We start from the raw sequence: 18,579 nt of genomic DNA on the forward strand, positions 1-18,579 counted from the left end.
GCGACGGCTGCCGCGACGACCGCACCCGCGACGAGCGCGGTCAGCTCGAGCGCCGGCAGCACGACGAGCGGCGACGAGCAGCCACACGGCGGCGACCGCGGCCGTCGACGTGCCGGTGTGCGCCACGACGGCCGCCGGCGCGATCCCGAGCACCGCGGTCGCGAGCGCCGAGGCGACCCGTCCGCAGCCGTGCCGGCGCAGCAGCAGCCAGAGGAGCAGGGCCTGGGCCGCGGCGAGCAGCAGCATCGCCGTGGCCGCCGCGGCGAGCACCGTGCCGCCCTGGAGCGCCTGCAGGGCGTGGAGCAGCAGGCCGAGCTGGACCCGTCCGGCCGCGAGCGGAGCCCACGGCGCGCCGCCCGCCCCGCCCGGCAGCCCCGCGAGCCACGCCGCGGCGAGGTCGAACCGCGCGGGGCCGGCCGGCAGGCGCTGGGCGGCCGGCGAGGCGACCTGGACGGCGACCAGCGCGTCGAGCAGCAGCCCGAGCGACAGGACGTCGGCCAGGATCCGTCGCTGCGGCTCAGCCCTCATCGCCGAGCCGCTCCCGGGGAGCGCGCCGCGGGGCGATCAGCGCAGCCGGCTGCACGGCGCCCCGACCGAATCGCAGGACCGCCCGGTCCGCGGCCTGCTCAGCGCCGCGCCACTGCTCGTCGTCGCTCCAGAGCCCCGGCATCTCCCCGTCGGCGTCGACCAGCTGCTCGCCGCGGGTGCCGAGCAGCCGCACCGCGCGGCCGCGCAGGTCCGCGGCCTGCAGCAGCTGGACCGTCTCCTCGTGGATGCGCCGCGCGAGGTCGGTCGGCTCGGCGAGCGTGCGCGACCGGGTGATGGTCGTGAAGTCCGCGAAGCGCACCTTCAGCGCGATCGTGCGGGCGCGGTAGCCGCCCTGCCGCAGCCGCACGGCGACGCGGTCCGCCTGGTCGAGCAGCTCCCGCCGCAGCGCGCCCAAGTCCGCGACGTCCTCGTGGAACGTGTTCTCGTGCCCGATGCTCTTCTCGGTGCGGCTCGTGTGCACGCGTCGTGCGTCCCGCCCCCACGCGAGGTCGTGCAGCTTGGCACCGGCGCCGGGACCGAGCCAGGACGTCAGCACGGCGGGCGGGGTCTCGGCCAGGTCGCGGACGGTTCGGACGCCCCGGCGCTGCAGGGCGTCGCGGGTGGCGGGCCCGACGCCCCAGAGCGCGTCGATCGGCAGCGGGTGCAGGAACTCGAGGGTCGCCTCCGGGGGCACGACGAGCAGCCCGTCGGGCTTCGAGCGCGTGGAGGCGAGCTTCGCGATGAACTTCGTCGCCCCGGCCCCGACCGAGCAGGTGAGCCCGGTCTCCTTCCGCACCCGGGCGCGCAGGTCGGCCGCGATCACGGCGGGCGGGCCGAAGAGCCGCACCGATCCCGCGACGTCGAGGAAGGCCTCGTCGATCGACAGCGGCTCGACCCGCGGCGTGACGTCCCGGAAGATCCGCATGACCTCCGCCGACGCGTCGCGGTACTTCGCGAAGTGGGGCCTGAGGACCACGGCCTGCGGGCACAGCCGGAGCGCTCGCGCGACGGGCATGGCGCTGCGCACCCCGAACCGGCGGGCGGCGTAGTTGGCGCTCGTGACGACGCCCCGCCCGCCCTCGTGCCCGATCACGACGGGGCGGTGCACGAGCTCGGGGTGCTCGAGCAGCTCGACGGAGGCGAAGAACGCGTCCATGTCGACGTGCAGCACCGTGGCGCGGGAGCTGTCGACGTCAGCCGCGGACACCTGCCGCTCCCCCTGCCCGCCCTTGCTGACCACGCCCCCATTCTCGCGGCTCGCGCCGACAGGCGCCCGCCGTGCGGCGCGCCTCAGACGACCCGGAGGGCCTTCACCATCTCGAGCTCGAGCGAGGGCGGGGTCAGCGGGTAGGGGCTGGTCCGGCCGGTCATCACGAAGCCGCGCGAGGCGTAGGCGGCGATCGCGCGCGGGTTGCGCTCGTTCACCTCGAGCCGCAGCTGGTCGCCCTGCCGGGCCGCCCACTCCTCGACCCCGTCGAGCAGCGCGTCCGTCACCCCGGCGCGCCGACCGCGCGCGCGCGGGGTCACGTAGACCCCGACCAGCGTCGCGACGCCCTCCGTGACGACGCCGCCCATCGTGCCGAGCAGCGCGCCGCCCGGAGCCTCGGCGACCAGGCGGACCCCCGAGGCGCGCCCGCGGGCCTGACGCCGCCAGTGCGACTCGGGATGCCGGCGGGCCGCCTCGAGCGTCTCGAGGTAGGCGATCGGGGTGTCCGCCAGCATCTCGAGCCGCAGGTCCCGCACGCGCGGCCAGTCCTGCTCCACGGTGGTCCGCACCCGGAAGGCGATCATCGAGCGGCCGCCGCCCGCAGCGCGCGCTCCTCCGCCGGGATGCGGAAGCCGAGCAGCAGCACCGCGTTCAGCACGGTGAAGACGAGCGCGGTGAGCCACGCGGTCCCGGCGAGCGGCAGCACCACGCCCTCGACCGCGACGACGACGTAGTTCGGGTGCGGCAGGAACCGGTAGGGCCCGCGACGGACGAGCGGCAGGCCCGGTACGACGACGATCCGGGTGTTCCAGCGGTGCCCGAGCGAGCCGATGCACCACCAGCGCAGCCCCTGGCAGGCGAGCGCGAGCACCGCGGCCGGGACGGACAGGGTCGTGATGAACGGGCGCCCGGCGAGCAGCGGCTCGAGCGCGCACGCGACGATGAGGCCCGTGTGCAGCGCCACCATGGGCGGGAAGTGCCCCTGACCCGCCTCGACGCCGCCGCGCGCGAAGGCCCAGCGCGCGTTCCGCGTGGAGACGACCAGCTCGACGACGCGCTCCGCCGCAGTGCCCGCGAGCAGCGCGGCGTAGGCCGCGTAGGCGAGCCACCAGCCGGGGGCGCCGGCCTCGATCACGCGGCGGCCTGCTGCGGCAGCGCCGCGCCCCAGCGCAGCAGCACCAGCTCGGCGCTGACCCCGGGGCCGAGCGCGAAGAGCAGGCCGTGGTCGCCGTCGCGGTGCTCCGCGGCGAGCTCCGCGGCGAGCACGTGGAGCACGCCCGAGGACGACAGGTTGCCGACCTCCGCCATCGTGGCCCAGCTGCGGTCGAGGGCGTCGCCCGGCAGGTCGAGACCGCGCGTGAACGCGTCGAGCACCTTCGGACCTCCGGGGTGCGCGACCCACGCGGCGACCTCCGGCACGTCGAGCCCGTTCGCGGCGAGGAACGCGCGCACGTCCGACGCGAAGTTCGCGTCGATCACGGGTACCACCCCGGCGGACAGGATCACGCGGAACCCCGTCTCGCTCGGCCGGAACCCGATCACGTCGCGGGAGTCCGGGTAGAGGCGGCTCCGCGTCGCGACGACGGCCGGCCCCGGCGCCCGGTGCGCGTCCCCGACCAGCACCACGGCGGCGGCGCCGTCGCCGAACAGGCCGCTCGCGACGAGGTTGTCCATCGAGTCGTCGTCGCGCTGCACCGTGAGCGAGCACAGCTCGACGCTGACGAGCAGGGCGACCTCGTGCGGGTGCCCGGCGAGGTAGTCGTGCACGCGGGCGATGCCGCTCGCGCCCGCGACGCAGCCGAGCCCGAACATCGGCATGCGCTTCACGTCCTCCCGCAGCCCGACCAGGGGCACGAGCAGCGCGTCGACGCTCGGCGCCGAGACGCCGGTGACCGAGGTGAACACGACGAGGTCGACGTCGGCGGCGGCGACGGCCGCCCGCGTCAGCGCGTCCTCGATCGCGACCGCGGCGAGCCGGGTCGCCTCGGCGACGAAGCGGTCGTTCGTCTGGCCGAACGTGACGGCGTCGCGGTACTGCTCGAGGGGCAGGACGAGGTGCCGCCGGTCCACGCGGGTCGCGGCGTGGAGGCGGCGGAGCAGCGCCTGGCGGACGGGATCGGCGGTGACGAGCGGCGCGATCGTCTCCGCGATCGCGGCCTGCGGGTACACGTGGTCCGGCAGCGCCGTTCCGACGGCGGCGATGCGGGACATTCTGCGAACGGTACCCGGACTAGGGTCCGCAGCCGTGCCCATCATCGACAACGCGGTGTACGTGGACGGCCGCCGCACACCGGACCCCCAGGACCTCGCGCAGACGTGCGACCTGGTGCGCGAGCGCCGCGGCTTCGGCTGGATCGGGCTCTACCGCCCGGGGAGCGATGAGCTGCAGGCGGTCGCGGACGAGTTCGGGCTGCACCCCCTGGCTGTCGAGGACGCGACGGAGGGCCACCAGCGGCCGAAGATCGAGCGCTACGGGGCCGACCGCTTCGTCGTGCTCCGCCCCGCCCGCTACCTGGACGACGAGGAGCGGGTCGACTTCGGCGAGATCGACCTGTTCCTCGGCACCGACTTCGTCGTCGTGATCCGGCACGGGGAGGCGCCGGACCTGAAGGCGGTGCGGACGCGCCTCGAGTCGGAGCCGCGGCTGCTCGCCGCCGGCCCGATCGCGGTCCTGTACGCGGTCGCCGACCGCGTCGTCGACGACTACGCGTCGGTCGTGAAGGGCCTCGAGAACGACATCGACGAGATCGAGGACCAGCTGTTCGGCGGCGACGCCTCGGTGTCGCAGCGTATCTACGAGCTGATCGGCGAGGTGGTGACCTTTCAGCGCGCCGTCACGCCGCTCGTCGGGCTGATCGAGGAGCTGCGGAGCGACCTCGAGGGCCGGGAGCCGCTGCTCGAGGTGCGCCGCGCGCTCCGCGACGTGCTCGACCACGTGACCTCGATCGCGCAGCGGGTCGAGGAGTTCCGCGTGCTCCTGCAGAACGCGCTGACGGTGAACGCGACGCTGGTCGCGCAGCGGCAGAACGACCAGATGGAGCGGCTGACCCGCGACAGCTACGAGCAGGGCAACCAGGTGAAGAAGGTCTCCTCCTGGGCCGCGATCGGGTTCTTCCCGGCGTCCCTCGCATCGATCTGGGGCATGAACTTCAAGTACATGCCCGAGCTCGCGCTGCCGTTCGGCTACCCGCTCGCGCTGCTCGTGATGCTGACCCTCGGCGTCGTCCTCTACGTGAGCTTCAAGCGGCGCAACTGGCTGTGACCCGGGCGGTCGCCGTCGACCGCCCGGGTCCGCTGATCAGCTGAGCGCCGCGTCCAGGGTGATCTCGACGCCGGTCAGCGCCTTGCTCACCGGGCAGCCGGCCTTCGCGGCCTGCGCGGCGCGCTCGAACCCGGCCGCGTCGAGGCCCTCGACGTCCCCGCGCACCTTCAGCACGATGCCGGTGAGCTTGAACCCGCCGGCCTGCTCGTCCGGGCCGAGCGTGACGTCCGCGGTCACCTCGAGGGACTGCGGCGTGCCGCCCTCCTCGGCGATGTTGGCGGAGAGCTGCATCGCGTAGCAGGCGCTGTGGGCGGCGGCGATCAGCTCCTCGGGGCTGGTGACGCCGCCGGCGTCCTCGGCGGCGCGGCGCGGGAACGAGACGTCGTAGGTGCCGACCTTCGAGCTGGAGAGCTCGACCTGGCCGGAGCCGTCCTGCAGGCCGCCGTCCCAGGCGGTGCGAGCGGTGCGCGTGGGCATGGTGCTCCTCATGGGTCATGGGCCCGAACCGGGCCGACAGGAACCTACGGCGCGGAGGCTCCCGGTATTCCGGACGCCCCGCGCAGCCGCGCGAGGCGCAGCTCCGCCTGCTGCGGAGCCGCCGCCCGGCCGAGCAGACGTCGGGTGGAGGCGAGCACCGCGCGGGTGGAGGCGACCTGCAGCCGGTCCGGCCGTCGCACGCCGAGCATCTGCCGCGCCCAGGCCGGCAGGGTCTCGGCGGCGCCCCAGAACAGCGGAGGGTAGGTGAGGGCCACCGGGTTCGGCAGCGGGGGCCGCCGGATGAACCGGACCGCGTCCCGCACGCGGTCGTCCGCGACCAGCGCGGGGCGGAACGCCTCGAGCCGCTGCTCGAGCTGCGCGACGCTGCGGGGCGGGTCGGGCACGCCCATCAGCTCGCCCGCCACCGCCCAGTCGCGCACGTAGGCGTCCGCCCCGCCCGGCACCTCGCGGCCGGAGAAGGCCTGGAAGGCGCGGAGGAACGAGTCGGCGAAGGCGATGTGCACCCAGGAGACGAGGTCGGCGTCCTGCGCGGCGTAGGCGACGGATGCGCCCGAGGAGTCCGTGTAGGTGCCGCGGACGTGCTCGTGCAGGTGCCGCACCCAGCCGCAGGCCCGCTCCGCCTGCTCGCGGGTGCCGTAGGTCGTCGTGGTGATCCAGCGGATCGTGCCGACGAGCCGGCCGAGCGGGTCCTCGCGGTACCGGGAGTGGTCGTGCACGCCCGCCATCGCGCCCGGGTGCAGCGCCTGCATCAGCAGCGCGCGCGGACCGGCCACCAGGGTCGCGATGTCCTCGTGCACCGCCCACGGCGCCGAGTCCGCGGCGAACCAGCCGGCGTCGTCGCCCTCGGACAGCGCGCGCACGTGCTCCGGGACGCCGGACGGCTGCCCCGACAGCACCTGCAGCACCCGGCGCCGCAGGAAGTCGTCGACCAGCACCGGCCCATTGTCCGGCGCCACGGCGGAGGGACTGCGCGGAGCACCGGCCTCCGGGCTCCGGCTCAGTCGGCGTGGGCGCCCTCGAGCAGTCGGAACGTCAGAAGTCGCCGCCGAAGTCCCCGAGGCCGCCGCCGCCCAGGTCGCCGAAGTCCCCGAAGCCGTCCGAGACGTCCTGGCCGACGTCCTGGGCGCCGTCGGCGAGATCGGTCGTCGTGTCCCCGATGCCGGGCAGCACCATCTCCGCGATCGCCGACCCGATCACCACCCCGGCGACCGTGCCGAGCATGGAGCCGCCGATCACCGTGCCGAGGCCGGGGCCGCCGCGCGGGCCGAGCGATCGCTCCATGAAGCCCGGATGCCGCATCTCGGACCGCGTCGCGCTCCGCGCGAGGGTCCGCGGGTCGTCCGAGGCGGGCCGGTCCGTCGCCGCGGCGTGCGACGACAGGTCGTCGAACACCGCCCGGCGCTGCTGCGGCGTCAGCCGTGCGAAGGCCTCCGCGTGCACCTCCTCGACCGCGTCCGGCGGCGCGGTGCGCAGCAGGTAGCGGTAGCGCTCGACCGCCACCTCGTCCTCGTCGCGGCCCGCACCGCGGGTCGCCGGCGCGTCGTACCGCTGGCCGTACCGCGCGGACCCGTAGCCCCCGCCGTCCTGAGCGCTCCCGCCGCGGGTGTCGTCGTCGGTCAGGTAGCGCTTCAGCCTGTCCAGCAGTCCCATGCCGGAGACCGTATGCAGCGCGCCCGCGACGGGGCCCCGCGGCGCCTTTCGATCCCCCATGAGGACGCACAGCGGACCGAGGGCGAGCGCACGGGAAGCGACGCCTAGCGTCGGAGCGGCCCCACGACGAGAGGACAGTCCATGACGCGCTTCGGCTACACGCTGATGACGGAGCAGAGCGGCCCCAAGCAGATCGTCTCCTACGGCATCCAGGCCGAGGCGGTCGGCTTCGACTTCGAGGTGTCGAGCGACCACTACTCCCCGTGGCTGACCGAGCAGGGCCACGCGGGCTACGCGTGGTCGATGCTCGGCGCCGTCGCCCACGCGACCGAGCGGGTCGAGCTGATGACCTACGTCACCTGCCCGACCGTGCGGTACCACCCGGCGGTCGTCGCGCAGAAGGCGGCGACGCTGCAGATCCTGTCGGACGGCCGGTTCACCCTCGGGCTCGGCGCCGGCGAGAACCTGAACGAGCACGTCGTCGGGGAGGGCTGGCCGCCCGTCACCCAGCGGCAGGACATGCTCGTGGAGGCGGTCGAGATCATCAAGGCGCTCCACACGGGCGACCTGACGACCTACGACGGCGAGTACTTCCGGGTCGACTCGGCCCGCATCTGGGACGCGCCGGACGGCGGGGTGCCGATCGGCACCGCGGTCTCGGGCGCCAAGGGCATCGAGCGGTTCGCGCCGCTCGCCGACCACCTGATCGCCACCGACCCGGAGCCGGAGCTGTTCCAGCAGTGGGACGCGGCCCGTGGCGGGAAGCCGACCTCGCGGAAGATCGGTCAGGTGCCGATCTGCTGGGCGCCGGACAAGCAGCAGGCGATCGACATCGCGCACGAGCAGTTCCGCTGGTTCGGCGGCGGCTGGTTCGTCAACGCCGACCTGCCGACCCCCGCGGGCTTCGCGGCCGCCTCGCAGTTCGTGCGCAAGGAGGACGTCGCGGAGTCGATTCCGTGCGGGCCGGACCTCGACGAGCTGGTCGAGGGCGTCCGCTCCATCTGGGAGGCGGGCTTCACCGACGTCGCGCTCGTGCAGGTCGGCGACGTCCTGCAGCAGCGCTTCCTCGACGAGGTCGCGGAGCCCCTGCTCGAGAAGCTCCGCGCCGCCGCGCCGAAGGACTGATCAGCTGGGGCTGCGACCCGTCTTCTCCTGCAGGCGCTCGATGTGCTCCGACGCCTCCGCCTTCGTCAGGTCGGCAGAGATCTCCTCCCCGGCCTGGCGGGCGAGGGTGTCGAGGTAGCTCTTCTGCGCACCGGTCGCCGGCTCGTCGCCCGTGACCCAGTCGTGCGGGTCCTTCTCCGTGGTGCTCTTCTCGGGGCCGCCGAGGGTCTCCGCCTCCTGAGGCGGGGTGTACTGGTCGCGGTCCGCGGACGTCTCGTCGCTCATGCGCTCACCGTAGAACACATGTCCGACAGCGCACCCTGAGCGTCAGCGCTCGTAGAGCGGGCCGTCGTCCAGGTGGCGCAGCAGCTCGCCCGCGTCGTCGTAGACCTCGACCGCGCCCGTCTGCCGCAGCTCCGCAGCCGACACGCCGCCCGAGCGCACGCCGATGCAGCGGACGCCGGCGCGCTTCGCGGACTCGACGTCCCACACCGAGTCCCCCACCATGACGGCGCGGTCGGCGTCCACGCCCGCGCGCTCGAGCGCGACCCGGACGACGTCCGGCTCGGGCTTCGCCGTCTCGACGTCCTGGGCGGTGGTCACCGTCGCCACGGTGTCCCCGGGCTGCAGCACGTCCATCAGCGCGTCGAACTCCTCCTGCGGCGCGGAGGTCGCGAGCACGACCTGGAAGCCGCGCTCCGCGAGCGTCCGCAGCAGGTCCTGCGCCCCGTCGAACGCGCGCATCCGGTCGCGGTCGCGCCCGTAGTGCTCGCCGTGCCGCGCCTTCGCGTCGTCCCCGAGGCGATCGACGTCGTCGCCCAGCAGGTCCTGCAGCAGACGCCCGGAGTCCATCCCGATCGCGCGGTGGATGCGCCAGGCCGCGGCCGGGCGGCCGACCTCCTCGAGCGCGCGGCTCCACGCGTCGATGTGGAGGTAGTTCGTGTCGACGAGGGTCCCGTCGATGTCGAGCAGGACGGCGTCGCAGCTGCGGTCGGGCATCCCCCGATGCAACCAGCGCAGGATGGGAGGGTGCCGGTCCGCCTCCTCGTCCTCGCCGACACCCACGTGCCCAAGCGGGCGAAGGCCCTGCCCGACGAGGTGCTGCGCGAGCTCGACGCCGCCGACGGGGTCGTCCACGCGGGCGACTGGGTGGACGGGGCGACGGTCGACCTGCTCGAGGCCCGCAGCCCGATGCTGATCGGCGTCGCCGGCAACAACGACGGCCCCGAGCTGCACGCACGGCTGCCCGAGGTCGCCCGCGCGACGTTCGACGGCGTCCGGCTCGGCGTGGTGCACGAGACCGGAGCGGCGACGGGCCGCGAGCGGCGGATGGACGCGGCCTTCCCGGACACCGACGTGCTCGTGTTCGGGCACAGCCACATCCCGTGGGACACGACGACGCCGGCGGGCCTTCGGCTGCTGAACCCGGGCTCCCCCACCGACCGCCGGCAGCAGCCGCGGTGCACCTACGGCGTGCTGACGCTCGACGACGGCGCCGCGGACTGGGCGCTGCTGCCGGTCTGACCGTCCCACCAGCGCAGCACCCGCAGCGCGCGCAGCGTGATCCACCGGCTCGGCGCTCCCTCCTCCTCCATGTCGAGGAGCACGGGACCCATCCGGTGCTGCTCCATCGCCCACCGCCCGTCCGGACGACGCCGGCCCCGCAGCACCTCCACCGCCTCGGCGCACCGCTCGTCCCTCTCGGGGCGCGCGCGGCGGAAGTGCTCGAGCGCGCGGAGCACGTCGTAGTACCAGCGGGTCGGGAACGCCGGCATGGAGAAGCGCGGATCGATCGGCAGCCCGCTCGACCGGCGGAAGAGCAGGTGCCGCTCGAGGAGGTGCTCCTCCCCCGCCAGGCGGGCGGCGCGAGCCGCGGGCGAGACGCCTCCCTCCTCCTCCCAGGCGAGCAGCCCCTCGAGGACGCAGATCGTGGAGTGGAACGACGAGGCGGCGTCCGCGTCCTCGGCCCAGCAGTTCCACCCGCCGTCCGACAGCTGCCGCTCGAGCAGGGTCTCGACGACCGCATCCCCGCCGGTGCCGAAGTACGCCGCGCTCGCCAGCGTCGTGCCGTTGATGCAGGGTTCGGTCTCACCGTCGAAGTAGGGCCGCCCTCCGTGGTCCCACAGCACGCGGTCGCGCACCAGCTCGACGGCCCGCCGCACCTCCGGTGCCCCCGGGTCGGCGCCGAGGTCGCGGAGGGTCTCGAGCGAGAAGTGCGTCGAGGTCCACGCGTCGAAGAACGGCCGCCGCTCGTCGACCCACCCCGGCCGGTACACCCCGCCGTCCCACAGGCCGTCGTCGGCCTGCTCCGCGAGCAGGCGCGCGCCCCAGCCCTCGGTCGACACGCGGGCACGCTCAGCGGCGACCTCGGCGGGCTCCGCGTCGACGAGGTCGGCCAGCACCTGCCAGCGGATCGCCGGGTCGCCCGCCAGCAGCCAGCGCGTCACGCCGTCCATCGCGCGACGGTAGCGCTCAGGCGGTCACGAAGTCGATCAGCTGCTCGACGCGGCCGAGCAGCTGCGGCTCGAGGTGCTGGTAGTGGTCGACCCTGGACAGGATCCGCTGCCAGGCGCGCGCGATGTCGGCCTGGTCCTCGTGCGGCCAGCCGAGCGCCTCGCAGACGCCGTGCTTCCACTCGGTGCCGCGCGGGATCACCGGCCAGGCCTTCATGCCGAGCCGGTCGGGCTTCACCGCCTGCCAGATGTCGATGTACGGGTGCCCGACGACCAGAACGTCGCCCCGGTAGGGCTTCACCGCGGCGTCCGCGATGCGGCTCTCCTTGCTGCCCGCGACCAGGTGGTCGACCAGCACGCCGACGCGGCGCTCCGGCCCGGGCCGGAAGACCTGCAGCACCTCGTCCAGGTGGTCGACGCCCTGCAGGTACTCGACCGCGACGCCCTCGATCCGCAGGTCGTGACCCCACACCTTCTCGATGAGGTCGGCGTCGTGACGGCCCTCCACGAAGATGCGGCTGGCCCGGGCGACCCGCGCCTTCGCGCCCTCGACCGCGAAGGACCCCGAGGCGCTGCGCAGCGGCCCGGTCTGCTTCGGTGTCGCCCTCGGCACGCGGAGCGCGACTGCCTGCCCGTCGATGTGGAAGCCGGGCCCGATCGGGAACACGCGCACCTTGCCGCGGCGGTCCTCCAGCTTGACCATCCGGCCCTCGACGCCGACGACCGCCCCGACGAAGCCGCTCGCGACCTCCTCGACGACGACGCCGCGGTGCGCCTCGACGACCTTCGGCGGCGGCGCCTTCTTCTTCCAGCCGCCGTCCGACAGCACGTCCGTCCCGTAGCGATCCCAGCTCACACCGGGGACGGTACGTCGCGCCGCGCCCGCGACCGCCGACCGGGGCGCGTGTCGGCGGTCACCAGCCGTGGACGCGGGCGGCGGCCAGCGCGGCCACCGCGGCGCGGTCGCCCTCGAGGCGGAAGCGCGCGGCGTCGAAGGGGTCGGCCCGCTCCCACAGCAGGAGCAGCAGCTCGGCCGCCGAGGCGTGCACCCGGGCCGCGGGGTCCTCGCCGCCCCCGGTGGACCAGTCCGCGCCGATCCGCCAGCGGCGCGGGAGGTCGTCCGCGACCAGCTCCACCGCCCCGGGCAGCGCCGGCAGCGCGGTCCGAGCCCGCGGGACGAACACCTCGAGCAGCTCGTCGACCCCGTCCGCGCAGTCGTCGGCGCGCAGCTCCGGCACCGTCCGCCAGGGCGCGCCGCCCGCCGCTCGCAGGTCGGCGAGGTGCTTGCCGAGCTCGAGCACCATGCGCCGGCGCCAGAAGGCCGCGGTGCGGTCGGGTCCGCCGAGCACCCAGCAGGGGGTGTCCGCGGGCACCTCGCGGAGCGCCGCGAGCAGCGCCTCCGCGCCGTCCCGGTACCAGTCGGCGAGGTCGTCGACCTCGCCGGGCTCCGGCATGCGCGTCCCGCGTCCGCTGCGGAGGACGGTCGTCACCCAGCGCTGCACGCCGCCGACGTGCAGCACCATCGCCCGCACGTCCGGGAGCACGTCCCAGCCGATCGACGCCGTCGGATCGAGCCGTGCGACCTCGTCCGCGATCGCGTCCGCCAGGCGCTCGACGAGCGCGATGCGCCCGTCCCCGTCCTCCGTCATCGCTCGACCGTAGAGCAGGCCTAGGCTCTGCCCGCCATGAGTCCCGTCGCCCTCGCCGGGCGCGTGCGGCGCCGGCTCGCCCGGATCGGCCAGCCGCCTCCGCCCCCGCCGCCCTCGCCGAAGCAGCTCGGGATCGCCGCCTACCGCGAGCGCCGCTGGAAGGCCGCCGCCCGGCAGCTCGCGAAGGCCCTGCGCCGGGGCGGCGACCGCGAGACCTGGCTGACCGCGGCCTCCGCCCACGAGCGGCTGAAGCAGCCAGCGCTGCGCGACGCGCTCGCCCTGGCTGGCGACCACCTGTTCCCCTCGACCGCGTACGACTCGGCGGCGGCCTTCGCGGTCGCGACCACGCGGCCGCGCGAGCGGGACCAGGTCGGCGAGTTCCTCGCCGAGCACGCCGACGAGCTGCGGGCGGTCGCGGAGCAGCGGCTGGACGACGTCGCGCCGCGGTACGCGTTCGTGTACTGGGACACCCCGGAGCGCCCCGACGTGGTGGAGCACTGCGTCGACGCGATGCGCCGGCACCTGCCGCCGGGGCTCGAGCTGGTCGAGCTGTCCGCGGCCGCCCTGCCCGACTGGGTGGAGATCGACACGCGGATCACGGCGGCGGTCGACATCCCGGCGCACGGCGCGGACATGATCCGCCTGCACCTGCTCTCCCGCTACGGCGGGCTCTGGATCGACTCGAGCTGCCTGCTGAACGCCGGGTTCGCGGAGTGGTCCGAGCCCGTCCGCGCGGAGGACCTCTTCCTATTCACCTACGCGGGCTCCCGGACGGGCAACTGGTTCATCTGGGCGACCGCCGCGTCCTACCGCCTGCAGCTGCTGCGGGCGGCGATGGACGCCTGGTTCCTGTCGGGCCGGGGCTGGACCAACTACTTCCAGTTCCACGACGTCGTCGAGATGCTCTACTGGACCGACCCGCGCTACCGCGCCGAGTGGGACGCGGGACTGCACCTGCACCCGCGCGAGATGTTCGAGCTGCACCGCGCGCTCGGGCGGGCGCTCTCCGACGAGGAGTGGGCGGCCGTGCGGCACGCGCACCCGGTGAACAAGCTCAGCTGGCGGAAGTACAACGCGCCCGAGCTGCGGGACGACCCCGCCACGGGCATCGCGCGCCTCGTGGCGGAACCGCTGGGGGACGTCCCAGCCCGCCCCTAGCCTCGCGGCATGGCGAGGATCCTCATCACGGGCGCGGCCGGGAGCATCGGCACCGCGATCGCACCCCTGCTGCGGGAGCGGGGGCACGCACTGCGGCTGCTCGACCTGCAGCGACCCGCCGCGGCGACCCCCGAGGACGAGGTGGTGCTCGCCTCCGCCGTCGACGACGGGGCGATGCGGCAGGCGGCGGAGGGCGCGGACCTGCTGCTGCACCTCGCGAGCTTCGCGTCGGAGCGGTCGTGGCGGGACATCGTCGAGGTGAACGTCGAGTCGGCGCGGGTCGCGCTCGACGCCGCCCGCGACGCCCGGGTGCCGGTCACCGTGCTCGCGAGCTCGGTCCACGCCGCCGGGTTCGTCCCCTCCGACGAGGCCGGCGAGGGGATGCCGCGGGCGCGGCCCGACACGTACTACGGCTTCTCGAAGGTCGTGGCGGAGTCGCTCGGCGACCTGTACGCCGACCGGTTCGGGATGCGGATCGTCAGCGCGCGCATCATGACGTTCGGACCCCGTCCCCACGACGCCAGGTCTCGCAGCACGTGGCTGTCGCCCGGCGACATGGCCCGGCTCGTGCAGGCCTCGTTCGACGCGCCCGTCGGCAACTCGGTGGTGTGGGGCGTCTCCCGCAACGGCCGGCGCACGGTCTCGCTCGAGCCCGGCCGCGCGATCGGCTACGAGCCGGAGGACGACGCGGAGGACCACGTCGAGCGCCTCGCGGCCGACCTCGGGCTCGCCTCCCCCGACGACATCCCGCCGGTCGGCTCCGCGCCGCTCGGCGGGACCTTCACGGACACGCCGCTCGGCGAGCCCATGGGGTGATGCCGTGGTCGCCCGTCAGCCCTGCGCGCGCTCCGACACCGGCTGCCAGCGCCGCCAGGTGGTGAGGCGCGACTCGTAGTCCCGCTCGGCGATGCCGAGCGGCCCGCTGCCGAAGAAGACCCGCAGGGGCGGCTCGTCCGCGTCGACGATCTCGAGGATCGGGCCCCGGGTCGCCTCCGGGTCGCCGGGCGTGCCGTTGCGGCTGGAGCGCTGCTCCTCCGCCTTCTTCTTGAACTCGTCGTACGCCGGGATCGCGTCCGCGTGCTTGGCGGAGGGTCCGGCCCAGTCGGTGGAGAAGCCGCCGGGCTCGATCAGCGTCACGTGGATCCCGAAGTCCGCGACCTCCTGCGCGAGCGACTGCGACATGCCCTCGAGCGCCCACTTGGAGGCGTGGTAGGCGCCGACGTTGGGGAAGGCGCTGATGCCGCCGATGGAGGAGACCTGGATGATGTGGCCGGAGCCCTGCTCGCGCATGCCGGGGAGGACCGCCTGGGTCACCCACAGCGCGCCGAACAGGTTGGTCTCCAGCTGGTCGCGCAGCTCCTGCTCGCTGATCTCCTCGACCATGCCGAACTGGCCGTAGCCCGCGTTGTTGATCGCGACGTCGATGCGCCCGAACCGCTCGACGGCCTGCCGCACCGCGTCGCCCACCGCCTGCTTGTCGGTCACGTCGAGGCGCAGCGGCAGCACCGCGTCGCCGAAGCGCTCGACCAGGTCGGACATCGTGTCCGTGTCCCGCGCCGTCCCGGCGACCCGGTCGCCGCGCTCGAGGGCGGCGATCGCCCACTCGCGGCCGAAGCCGCGGGACGTCCCCGTGATGAACCACACCTTGCTCATGACCGACAGGTTCCGCCACGCCTCCTGAACGCGGCCCGAGCACCCGCCGACGATCAGAAGGGGCAGTCGTCCGGGTCGACGAGGTGGGGCGGCACCGGCGTGGGGTCGGGAGGTTCCACCGGTCGCGTCACGATGGTGGTGCCGGTCGCGGTGCGCCAGAGCCCGGTGCGGTCGGCGAGCAGGCGGTAGTCGCCCGCACCCTCGGTCTTGTCCCGGTGCTCCCGCCGCGTCAGGAGCACGAGGTTGTCCGGGTCGGTCCTGCCACCGGCCCCGTCCTGATGGAACGGGACGACGTGGTCGACCTCGGCCTCCCCGGGCGACCTCGGCGCGGTCGGCCCCCGCGTGGCGCCGTCCGCCATCCGCAGCCAGAGCCGGAGGTCCTTCGAGGGGCGGTACCGAGCGCGGCCGAGCGCGAGGGCGGCGCCGGTGAACGGATCGGTCAGCACCCGCACCCACGACTTCGCGTCCGCGGCCAGGCGGAGCGCGGTGCCCGTACCGATGACGCCGTAGCCCTCGAGGAGGGCCGGTGCCGTCGAGTGGCCGAGGGCGGTCATCGCCGGGATCGTGACGAGGACCTGCGGCTCGACCCCGCGCCGCCCGGGCACGAGCGCCCCGGCGGCCTTCCGCGGGCGGCGGAGCGCCTGGCGGAGGCCGTCGACCAGCGCGTCGGCGCGCAGCTGCCCGACCCCGCGGCTCTCGCCCTCGCGGCCGGCGGCGTGCACGGCGGCACGGGACAGCTGATGGTCGAGGGCGATCGCGTCGGCAGCGGGCAGGTACGCGTGCAGCCAGGCCATCCCGTCCGCCGCCGGGTCGAGCCGGACGTGCCGCCGTGCTGCGGCCCTCTCGTGGCGGTCGTCCGCGGTCGAGGCCTGCAGCCGCTCCCGGAGGCGCCGCAGCGCGTCCGGCAGGCCCGTCGGAGCGACGTGGAGGATCTTCGCGAGCGCCTGCTCGTCGAACTCGGCGTGCAGGGAGGGGTCGAGGCCGTCGAGCTCGGCGTGCACGGTCTGCATGACCCGCCAGGTCGTACCGCCGTGCACGAACAGGCCCCACACCCGCGGCAGCGCCGCCTCGAGGTCGGAACCCGTGTGCACGAGCGTCCTCGCCGTCGTCGACGCGACCCGCAGCCGGAGTGCGAGGTCGGTGAAGAAGCCGCGCTGGTAGGGCGTGTTCGCCGCGGTCGGCTCGCCCTCCTCCGCGAGCGCGGTGCGCCACGCGGCGAGCGCGGCGACGACGCGGCGGGACTCGTCGCGCTGCAGCTGCTGCTGCAGATCCGTCACCACCTCCAGCGCCGCGAGCACCGGATCCGGCTCGGGCGCCGACTCCGGCGCGATCGGCAGCCGCTGCCACTCGTCGGGGTCGACGTCGCACTCGTCGGTCAGCCCGATGCGCACCTGCACGGATGCCGGGTCGATCCGCTGCGCGTACAGCTGCTCCAGCACCCAGACCCGCCGCGACTCGTCCCGCAGCGCGGCGAGGGTGTCGTGCACGCCCTCCCCCGCTGCCTCCCGCGGCCGCACCAGCACCGTCTCGAGCATCCAGTCGAGGAAGTGCGGGCCGAACGTCAGCCGGCGTCGGCGTTCCGCGAGCACCCGCTCGCCCTGCCGCGGCAGGCGCAGCGGCACGATTTCCACGAGATCCTCCGCGCACATCCGCTGCAACATGCGAACACAGTATCGAAGGGCGCCGACACCGACCCCGGCCTGTCAGGACACAGCCCCCGAGGCCCGGCGACACCTCTTCGAACACTTGTGCACAGCTCGTCCCCATGTGCAGGAGGCCGATCGCCTTCGCGGGCGGGTGTGGTCTCGAGGCTCCTTCGTCGCACCTCGACCGGCGGTGGAGGCGTGGAGGCGTCGAGGCGTCGGTCGCGCTCGGGCTCGACCGGCGGTGGAGGCGTGGAGGCGTCGGTCGTGCTCGGGGCTCGATCGGCGGTGGGGGCCGCCGGCCGAGCGGCGCGGCGTCAGGGGCGGAGGGAGGGCGGCGTGCGGACGCCGTGCTCGTGGCGCAGGAGCGAGCGCGCGGCCAGGTAGCCGCCCTGACCGTGCACGCCGGGGCCCGGAGCCGCCGCGGCCGAGCAGAGGTACAGACGGTGGCCCACCCGGTACGGGTCCGGACCGGGCAGCGGGCGGGCGATCAGCTGGCGGAGGCCCACCGCGCCGGCCGCGATGTCGCCGCCGCCGAGGTTCGGGTCCCAGCGCCCGACGTCCTCCGCGCTCCGGGCGCTCGACGCGAGCACCACGTCGCGGAAGCCGGGGGCGAAGCGCTCCACGGCCGCGGTGACGAGCGCCGTCGGGTCGAGCGTCGAGCCGCCCGGAAGGTGCGTGTACGCCCAGAGGACGTGCTTGCCGGCGGGCGCCCGCGTCGGGTCGAGCACGGTCGGCTGCGCCGCGAGCGCGTACGGGCGCTCGGGCACCCGGCCGCGCGCGACCTGCCGCTCCGCGAGCGCCACCTCGTCCCGGGTGCCGCCGAGGTGCAGGGTGACCGCCTCGTGCAGCGCGGGGTCCCGCCACGGCACGGGCGCGTCGAGCGCGAAGTCGACCTTGCCGATGCCGTCGCCGAACCGGAACGTGCGCAGCCACGCCCGCACGGCCGGATGGATGCGGTGCCGGGCGGTCCGCAGCAGGGTGGGGACGCTCGTGTCGAGCACGATCGCTGCGGACGCGGGCAGGTCGCGCACGTCGACGACCTCGCGCCCGGTCTCGATGCGGCCGCCGTGCGCGAGCAGGTCCGCGACGAGCGCGTCCGGGATCGTCGACGTGCCGCCCTCGGGGATCGGCCACCCCCGGGCGTGCGCCTGCACCGCGAGCGCCAGGCCCGCGGCGGCGGTCGAGAGCGACGGCATGGGGCGGATCGTGTGCGCCATCACCCCGGTGATGAGGGCGGCGGCGTCGCGGGTGCGCCAGCGGCCGTCCCAGGCGGGGCCGCCCTGGTCGAGGACGGCGAGCCCGAACCGCAGCGCCGCGGCCGGGTCGGGCGGCACGCGCAGCACGGGTCCGCCCGTGAAGCGGGCGACGCGGTCGGCGCGCGCCGCGAGCGGGCCGAGCAGCCGTCGCCAGGTCGGCCCGTCGGCGCCGAGGCCGGCGGCGGTGCGGGCCAGGTCGCGCCAGGCGAGCGCCGAGGAGCCGTCCTCGAAGGGGTGGGCGTAGGAGAGCTCCGGGGTCAGCATCCTGATGCGCTCCGCGAGGCCGAAGCGGCGGAAGAAGGGCGACGCCACCGCCATCGGGTGCACCGCCGAGCCGAGGTCGTGCCGGAAGCCGGGCAGGGTCGCCTCCGCCGTCCGCGCCGCTCCCCCGACCTCGTCCGCGCCCTCGATCACCACCACGTCGAGCCCCGAGCGCGCGAGCGTGACCGCGGCGGCGAGCCCGTTCACCCCGGCTCCGACCACGACGACGTCCGGTTCGCTCATGACCGCTCCTC

21 protein-coding genes are annotated in these 18,579 nt (G+C 75.0%); 5 read left to right on the forward strand and 16 right to left on the reverse strand.

Translation table 11 applies throughout. The features are described from left to right. From ACFSBI_RS09355 to ACFSBI_RS09375, 5 genes are all read right to left on the reverse strand, one after another. Positions 1 to 528, reverse strand: a 528-nt coding sequence (locus ACFSBI_RS09355) for a hypothetical protein (protein ID WP_377934278.1), incomplete at its 3' end; no start/stop codon positions are given. After that, the gene (locus ACFSBI_RS09360) at positions 518 to 1,768 is read right to left on the reverse strand and encodes a DNA polymerase IV (RefSeq protein ID WP_377934280.1); all 1,251 of its coding nucleotides are present in this window, start codon (positions 1,766 to 1,768) and stop codon (positions 518 to 520) included. The genes ACFSBI_RS09360 and ACFSBI_RS09355, both read right to left, overlap by 11 nt. Positions 1,769 to 1,818: 50 nt before the next feature. Beyond that, the gene (locus tag ACFSBI_RS09365; protein WP_377934282.1) at positions 1,819 to 2,304 is read right to left on the reverse strand and encodes a GNAT family N-acetyltransferase; all 486 of its coding nucleotides are present in this window, start codon (positions 2,302 to 2,304) and stop codon (positions 1,819 to 1,821) included. An 11-nt stretch (positions 2,305 to 2,315) separates the two neighbouring features. Continuing rightward, positions 2,316 to 2,867: an isoprenylcysteine carboxyl methyltransferase family protein gene (locus tag ACFSBI_RS09370; RefSeq protein ID WP_377934451.1), complete on the reverse strand. Its 552-nt coding sequence runs from the start codon at positions 2,865 to 2,867 to the stop codon at positions 2,316 to 2,318. Continuing rightward, positions 2,867 to 3,946, reverse strand: a complete 1,080-nt coding sequence (locus ACFSBI_RS09375; protein ID WP_377934284.1) for a type III polyketide synthase — start codon at positions 3,944 to 3,946, stop codon at positions 2,867 to 2,869. Before ACFSBI_RS09375 ends, ACFSBI_RS09370 begins: the two co-directional genes overlap by 1 nt. A 34-nt stretch (positions 3,947 to 3,980) precedes the next feature. Here ACFSBI_RS09375 and ACFSBI_RS09380 point away from each other — a divergent pair, with 34 nt between their 5' ends. Beyond that, complete coding sequence (locus ACFSBI_RS09380; protein WP_377934286.1) at positions 3,981 to 4,997, forward strand: magnesium and cobalt transport protein CorA; 1,017 nt, start codon at positions 3,981 to 3,983, stop codon at positions 4,995 to 4,997. Positions 4,998 to 5,033: 36 nt separating this feature from the next. On the opposite strand, the gene ACFSBI_RS09385 is transcribed toward ACFSBI_RS09380, so the two are convergent. From ACFSBI_RS09385 to ACFSBI_RS09395, 3 genes are all read right to left on the reverse strand, one after another. Then, entirely contained in the window at positions 5,034 to 5,474 is a 441-nt protein-coding gene (locus ACFSBI_RS09385) for an OsmC family peroxiredoxin (protein ID WP_377934288.1), read from the reverse strand. A 44-nt stretch (positions 5,475 to 5,518) separates the two neighbouring features. After that, the gene (locus ACFSBI_RS09390; protein WP_377934290.1) at positions 5,519 to 6,430 is read right to left on the reverse strand and encodes an oxygenase MpaB family protein; all 912 of its coding nucleotides are present in this window, start codon (positions 6,428 to 6,430) and stop codon (positions 5,519 to 5,521) included. 97 nt (positions 6,431 to 6,527) lie between these two features. Beyond that, complete coding sequence (locus ACFSBI_RS09395; RefSeq protein WP_377934292.1) at positions 6,528 to 7,145, reverse strand: hypothetical protein; 618 nt, start codon at positions 7,143 to 7,145, stop codon at positions 6,528 to 6,530. A gap of 141 nt (positions 7,146 to 7,286) precedes the next feature. Between ACFSBI_RS09395 and ACFSBI_RS09400 the strand changes: the two genes are divergently transcribed. Then, positions 7,287 to 8,270 carry a TIGR03557 family F420-dependent LLM class oxidoreductase gene (locus tag ACFSBI_RS09400; RefSeq protein WP_377934294.1) on the forward strand — a complete coding sequence of 328 codons (984 nt, stop codon included), beginning with the start codon at positions 7,287 to 7,289 and terminating at the stop codon, positions 8,268 to 8,270. On the opposite strand, the gene ACFSBI_RS09405 is transcribed toward ACFSBI_RS09400, so the two are convergent. Then, entirely contained in the window at positions 8,271 to 8,534 is a 264-nt protein-coding gene (locus ACFSBI_RS09405) for a DUF3072 domain-containing protein (protein ID WP_377934295.1), read from the reverse strand. A gap of 42 nt (positions 8,535 to 8,576) precedes the next feature. Beyond that, positions 8,577 to 9,248 carry an HAD family hydrolase gene (locus tag ACFSBI_RS09410; protein WP_377934297.1) on the reverse strand — a complete coding sequence of 224 codons (672 nt, stop codon included), beginning with the start codon at positions 9,246 to 9,248 and terminating at the stop codon, positions 8,577 to 8,579. 30 nt (positions 9,249 to 9,278) lie between these two features. Here ACFSBI_RS09410 and ACFSBI_RS09415 point away from each other — a divergent pair, with 30 nt between their 5' ends. Beyond that, positions 9,279 to 9,773, forward strand: a complete 495-nt coding sequence (locus ACFSBI_RS09415; RefSeq protein ID WP_377934299.1) for a metallophosphoesterase family protein — start codon at positions 9,279 to 9,281, stop codon at positions 9,771 to 9,773. Here ACFSBI_RS09415 and ACFSBI_RS09420 read toward each other — a convergent pair. Genes ACFSBI_RS09420 through ACFSBI_RS09430 form a run of 3 tightly spaced genes read right to left on the reverse strand, consistent with a single transcriptional unit; the run spans position 9,716 to position 12,351 of the window. After that, a complete protein-coding gene (locus ACFSBI_RS09420; RefSeq protein ID WP_377934300.1) occupies positions 9,716 to 10,705 on the reverse strand; it encodes a prenyltransferase/squalene oxidase repeat-containing protein in 990 nt (329 codons plus the stop codon). The two genes, ACFSBI_RS09415 and ACFSBI_RS09420, sit on opposite strands and share 58 nt — an antisense overlap. 16 nt (positions 10,706 to 10,721) lie before the next feature. Then, complete coding sequence (locus ACFSBI_RS09425; protein WP_377934302.1) at positions 10,722 to 11,558, reverse strand: DUF3097 domain-containing protein; 837 nt, start codon at positions 11,556 to 11,558, stop codon at positions 10,722 to 10,724. Positions 11,559 to 11,616: 58 nt separating this feature from the next. Further along, the gene (locus ACFSBI_RS09430) at positions 11,617 to 12,351 is read right to left on the reverse strand and encodes a maleylpyruvate isomerase N-terminal domain-containing protein (protein ID WP_377934304.1); all 735 of its coding nucleotides are present in this window, start codon (positions 12,349 to 12,351) and stop codon (positions 11,617 to 11,619) included. A gap of 36 nt (positions 12,352 to 12,387) precedes the next feature. Here ACFSBI_RS09430 and ACFSBI_RS09435 point away from each other — a divergent pair, with 36 nt between their 5' ends. Next, positions 12,388 to 13,509 carry a capsular polysaccharide synthesis protein gene (locus ACFSBI_RS09435; RefSeq protein WP_377934306.1) on the forward strand — a complete coding sequence of 374 codons (1,122 nt, stop codon included), beginning with the start codon at positions 12,388 to 12,390 and terminating at the stop codon, positions 13,507 to 13,509. A 9-nt stretch (positions 13,510 to 13,518) separates the two neighbouring features. Continuing rightward, a complete protein-coding gene (locus tag ACFSBI_RS09440) occupies positions 13,519 to 14,325 on the forward strand; it encodes an NAD-dependent epimerase/dehydratase family protein (protein WP_377934308.1) in 807 nt (268 codons plus the stop codon). A 15-nt stretch (positions 14,326 to 14,340) separates the two neighbouring features. Here the strand turns inward: ACFSBI_RS09440 and ACFSBI_RS09445 are convergent, their stop codons facing one another. From ACFSBI_RS09445 to ACFSBI_RS09455, 3 genes are all read right to left on the reverse strand, one after another. Next, entirely contained in the window at positions 14,341 to 15,162 is an 822-nt protein-coding gene (locus tag ACFSBI_RS09445; protein ID WP_377934310.1) for an SDR family oxidoreductase, read from the reverse strand. A 53-nt stretch (positions 15,163 to 15,215) separates the two neighbouring features. Further along, positions 15,216 to 16,793, reverse strand: a complete 1,578-nt coding sequence (locus ACFSBI_RS09450; protein WP_377934312.1) for an HNH endonuclease signature motif containing protein — start codon at positions 16,791 to 16,793, stop codon at positions 15,216 to 15,218. A 329-nt stretch (positions 16,794 to 17,122) separates the two neighbouring features. Beyond that, the gene (locus ACFSBI_RS09455; protein WP_377934314.1) at positions 17,123 to 18,568 is read right to left on the reverse strand and encodes a phytoene desaturase family protein; all 1,446 of its coding nucleotides are present in this window, start codon (positions 18,566 to 18,568) and stop codon (positions 17,123 to 17,125) included. Positions 18,569 to 18,579: the final 11 nt, after the last annotated feature.

This window comes from Amnibacterium endophyticum (assembly GCF_042680685.1).
Classification (GTDB): Bacteria; Actinomycetota; Actinomycetes; order Actinomycetales; family Microbacteriaceae; genus Amnibacterium; species Amnibacterium endophyticum.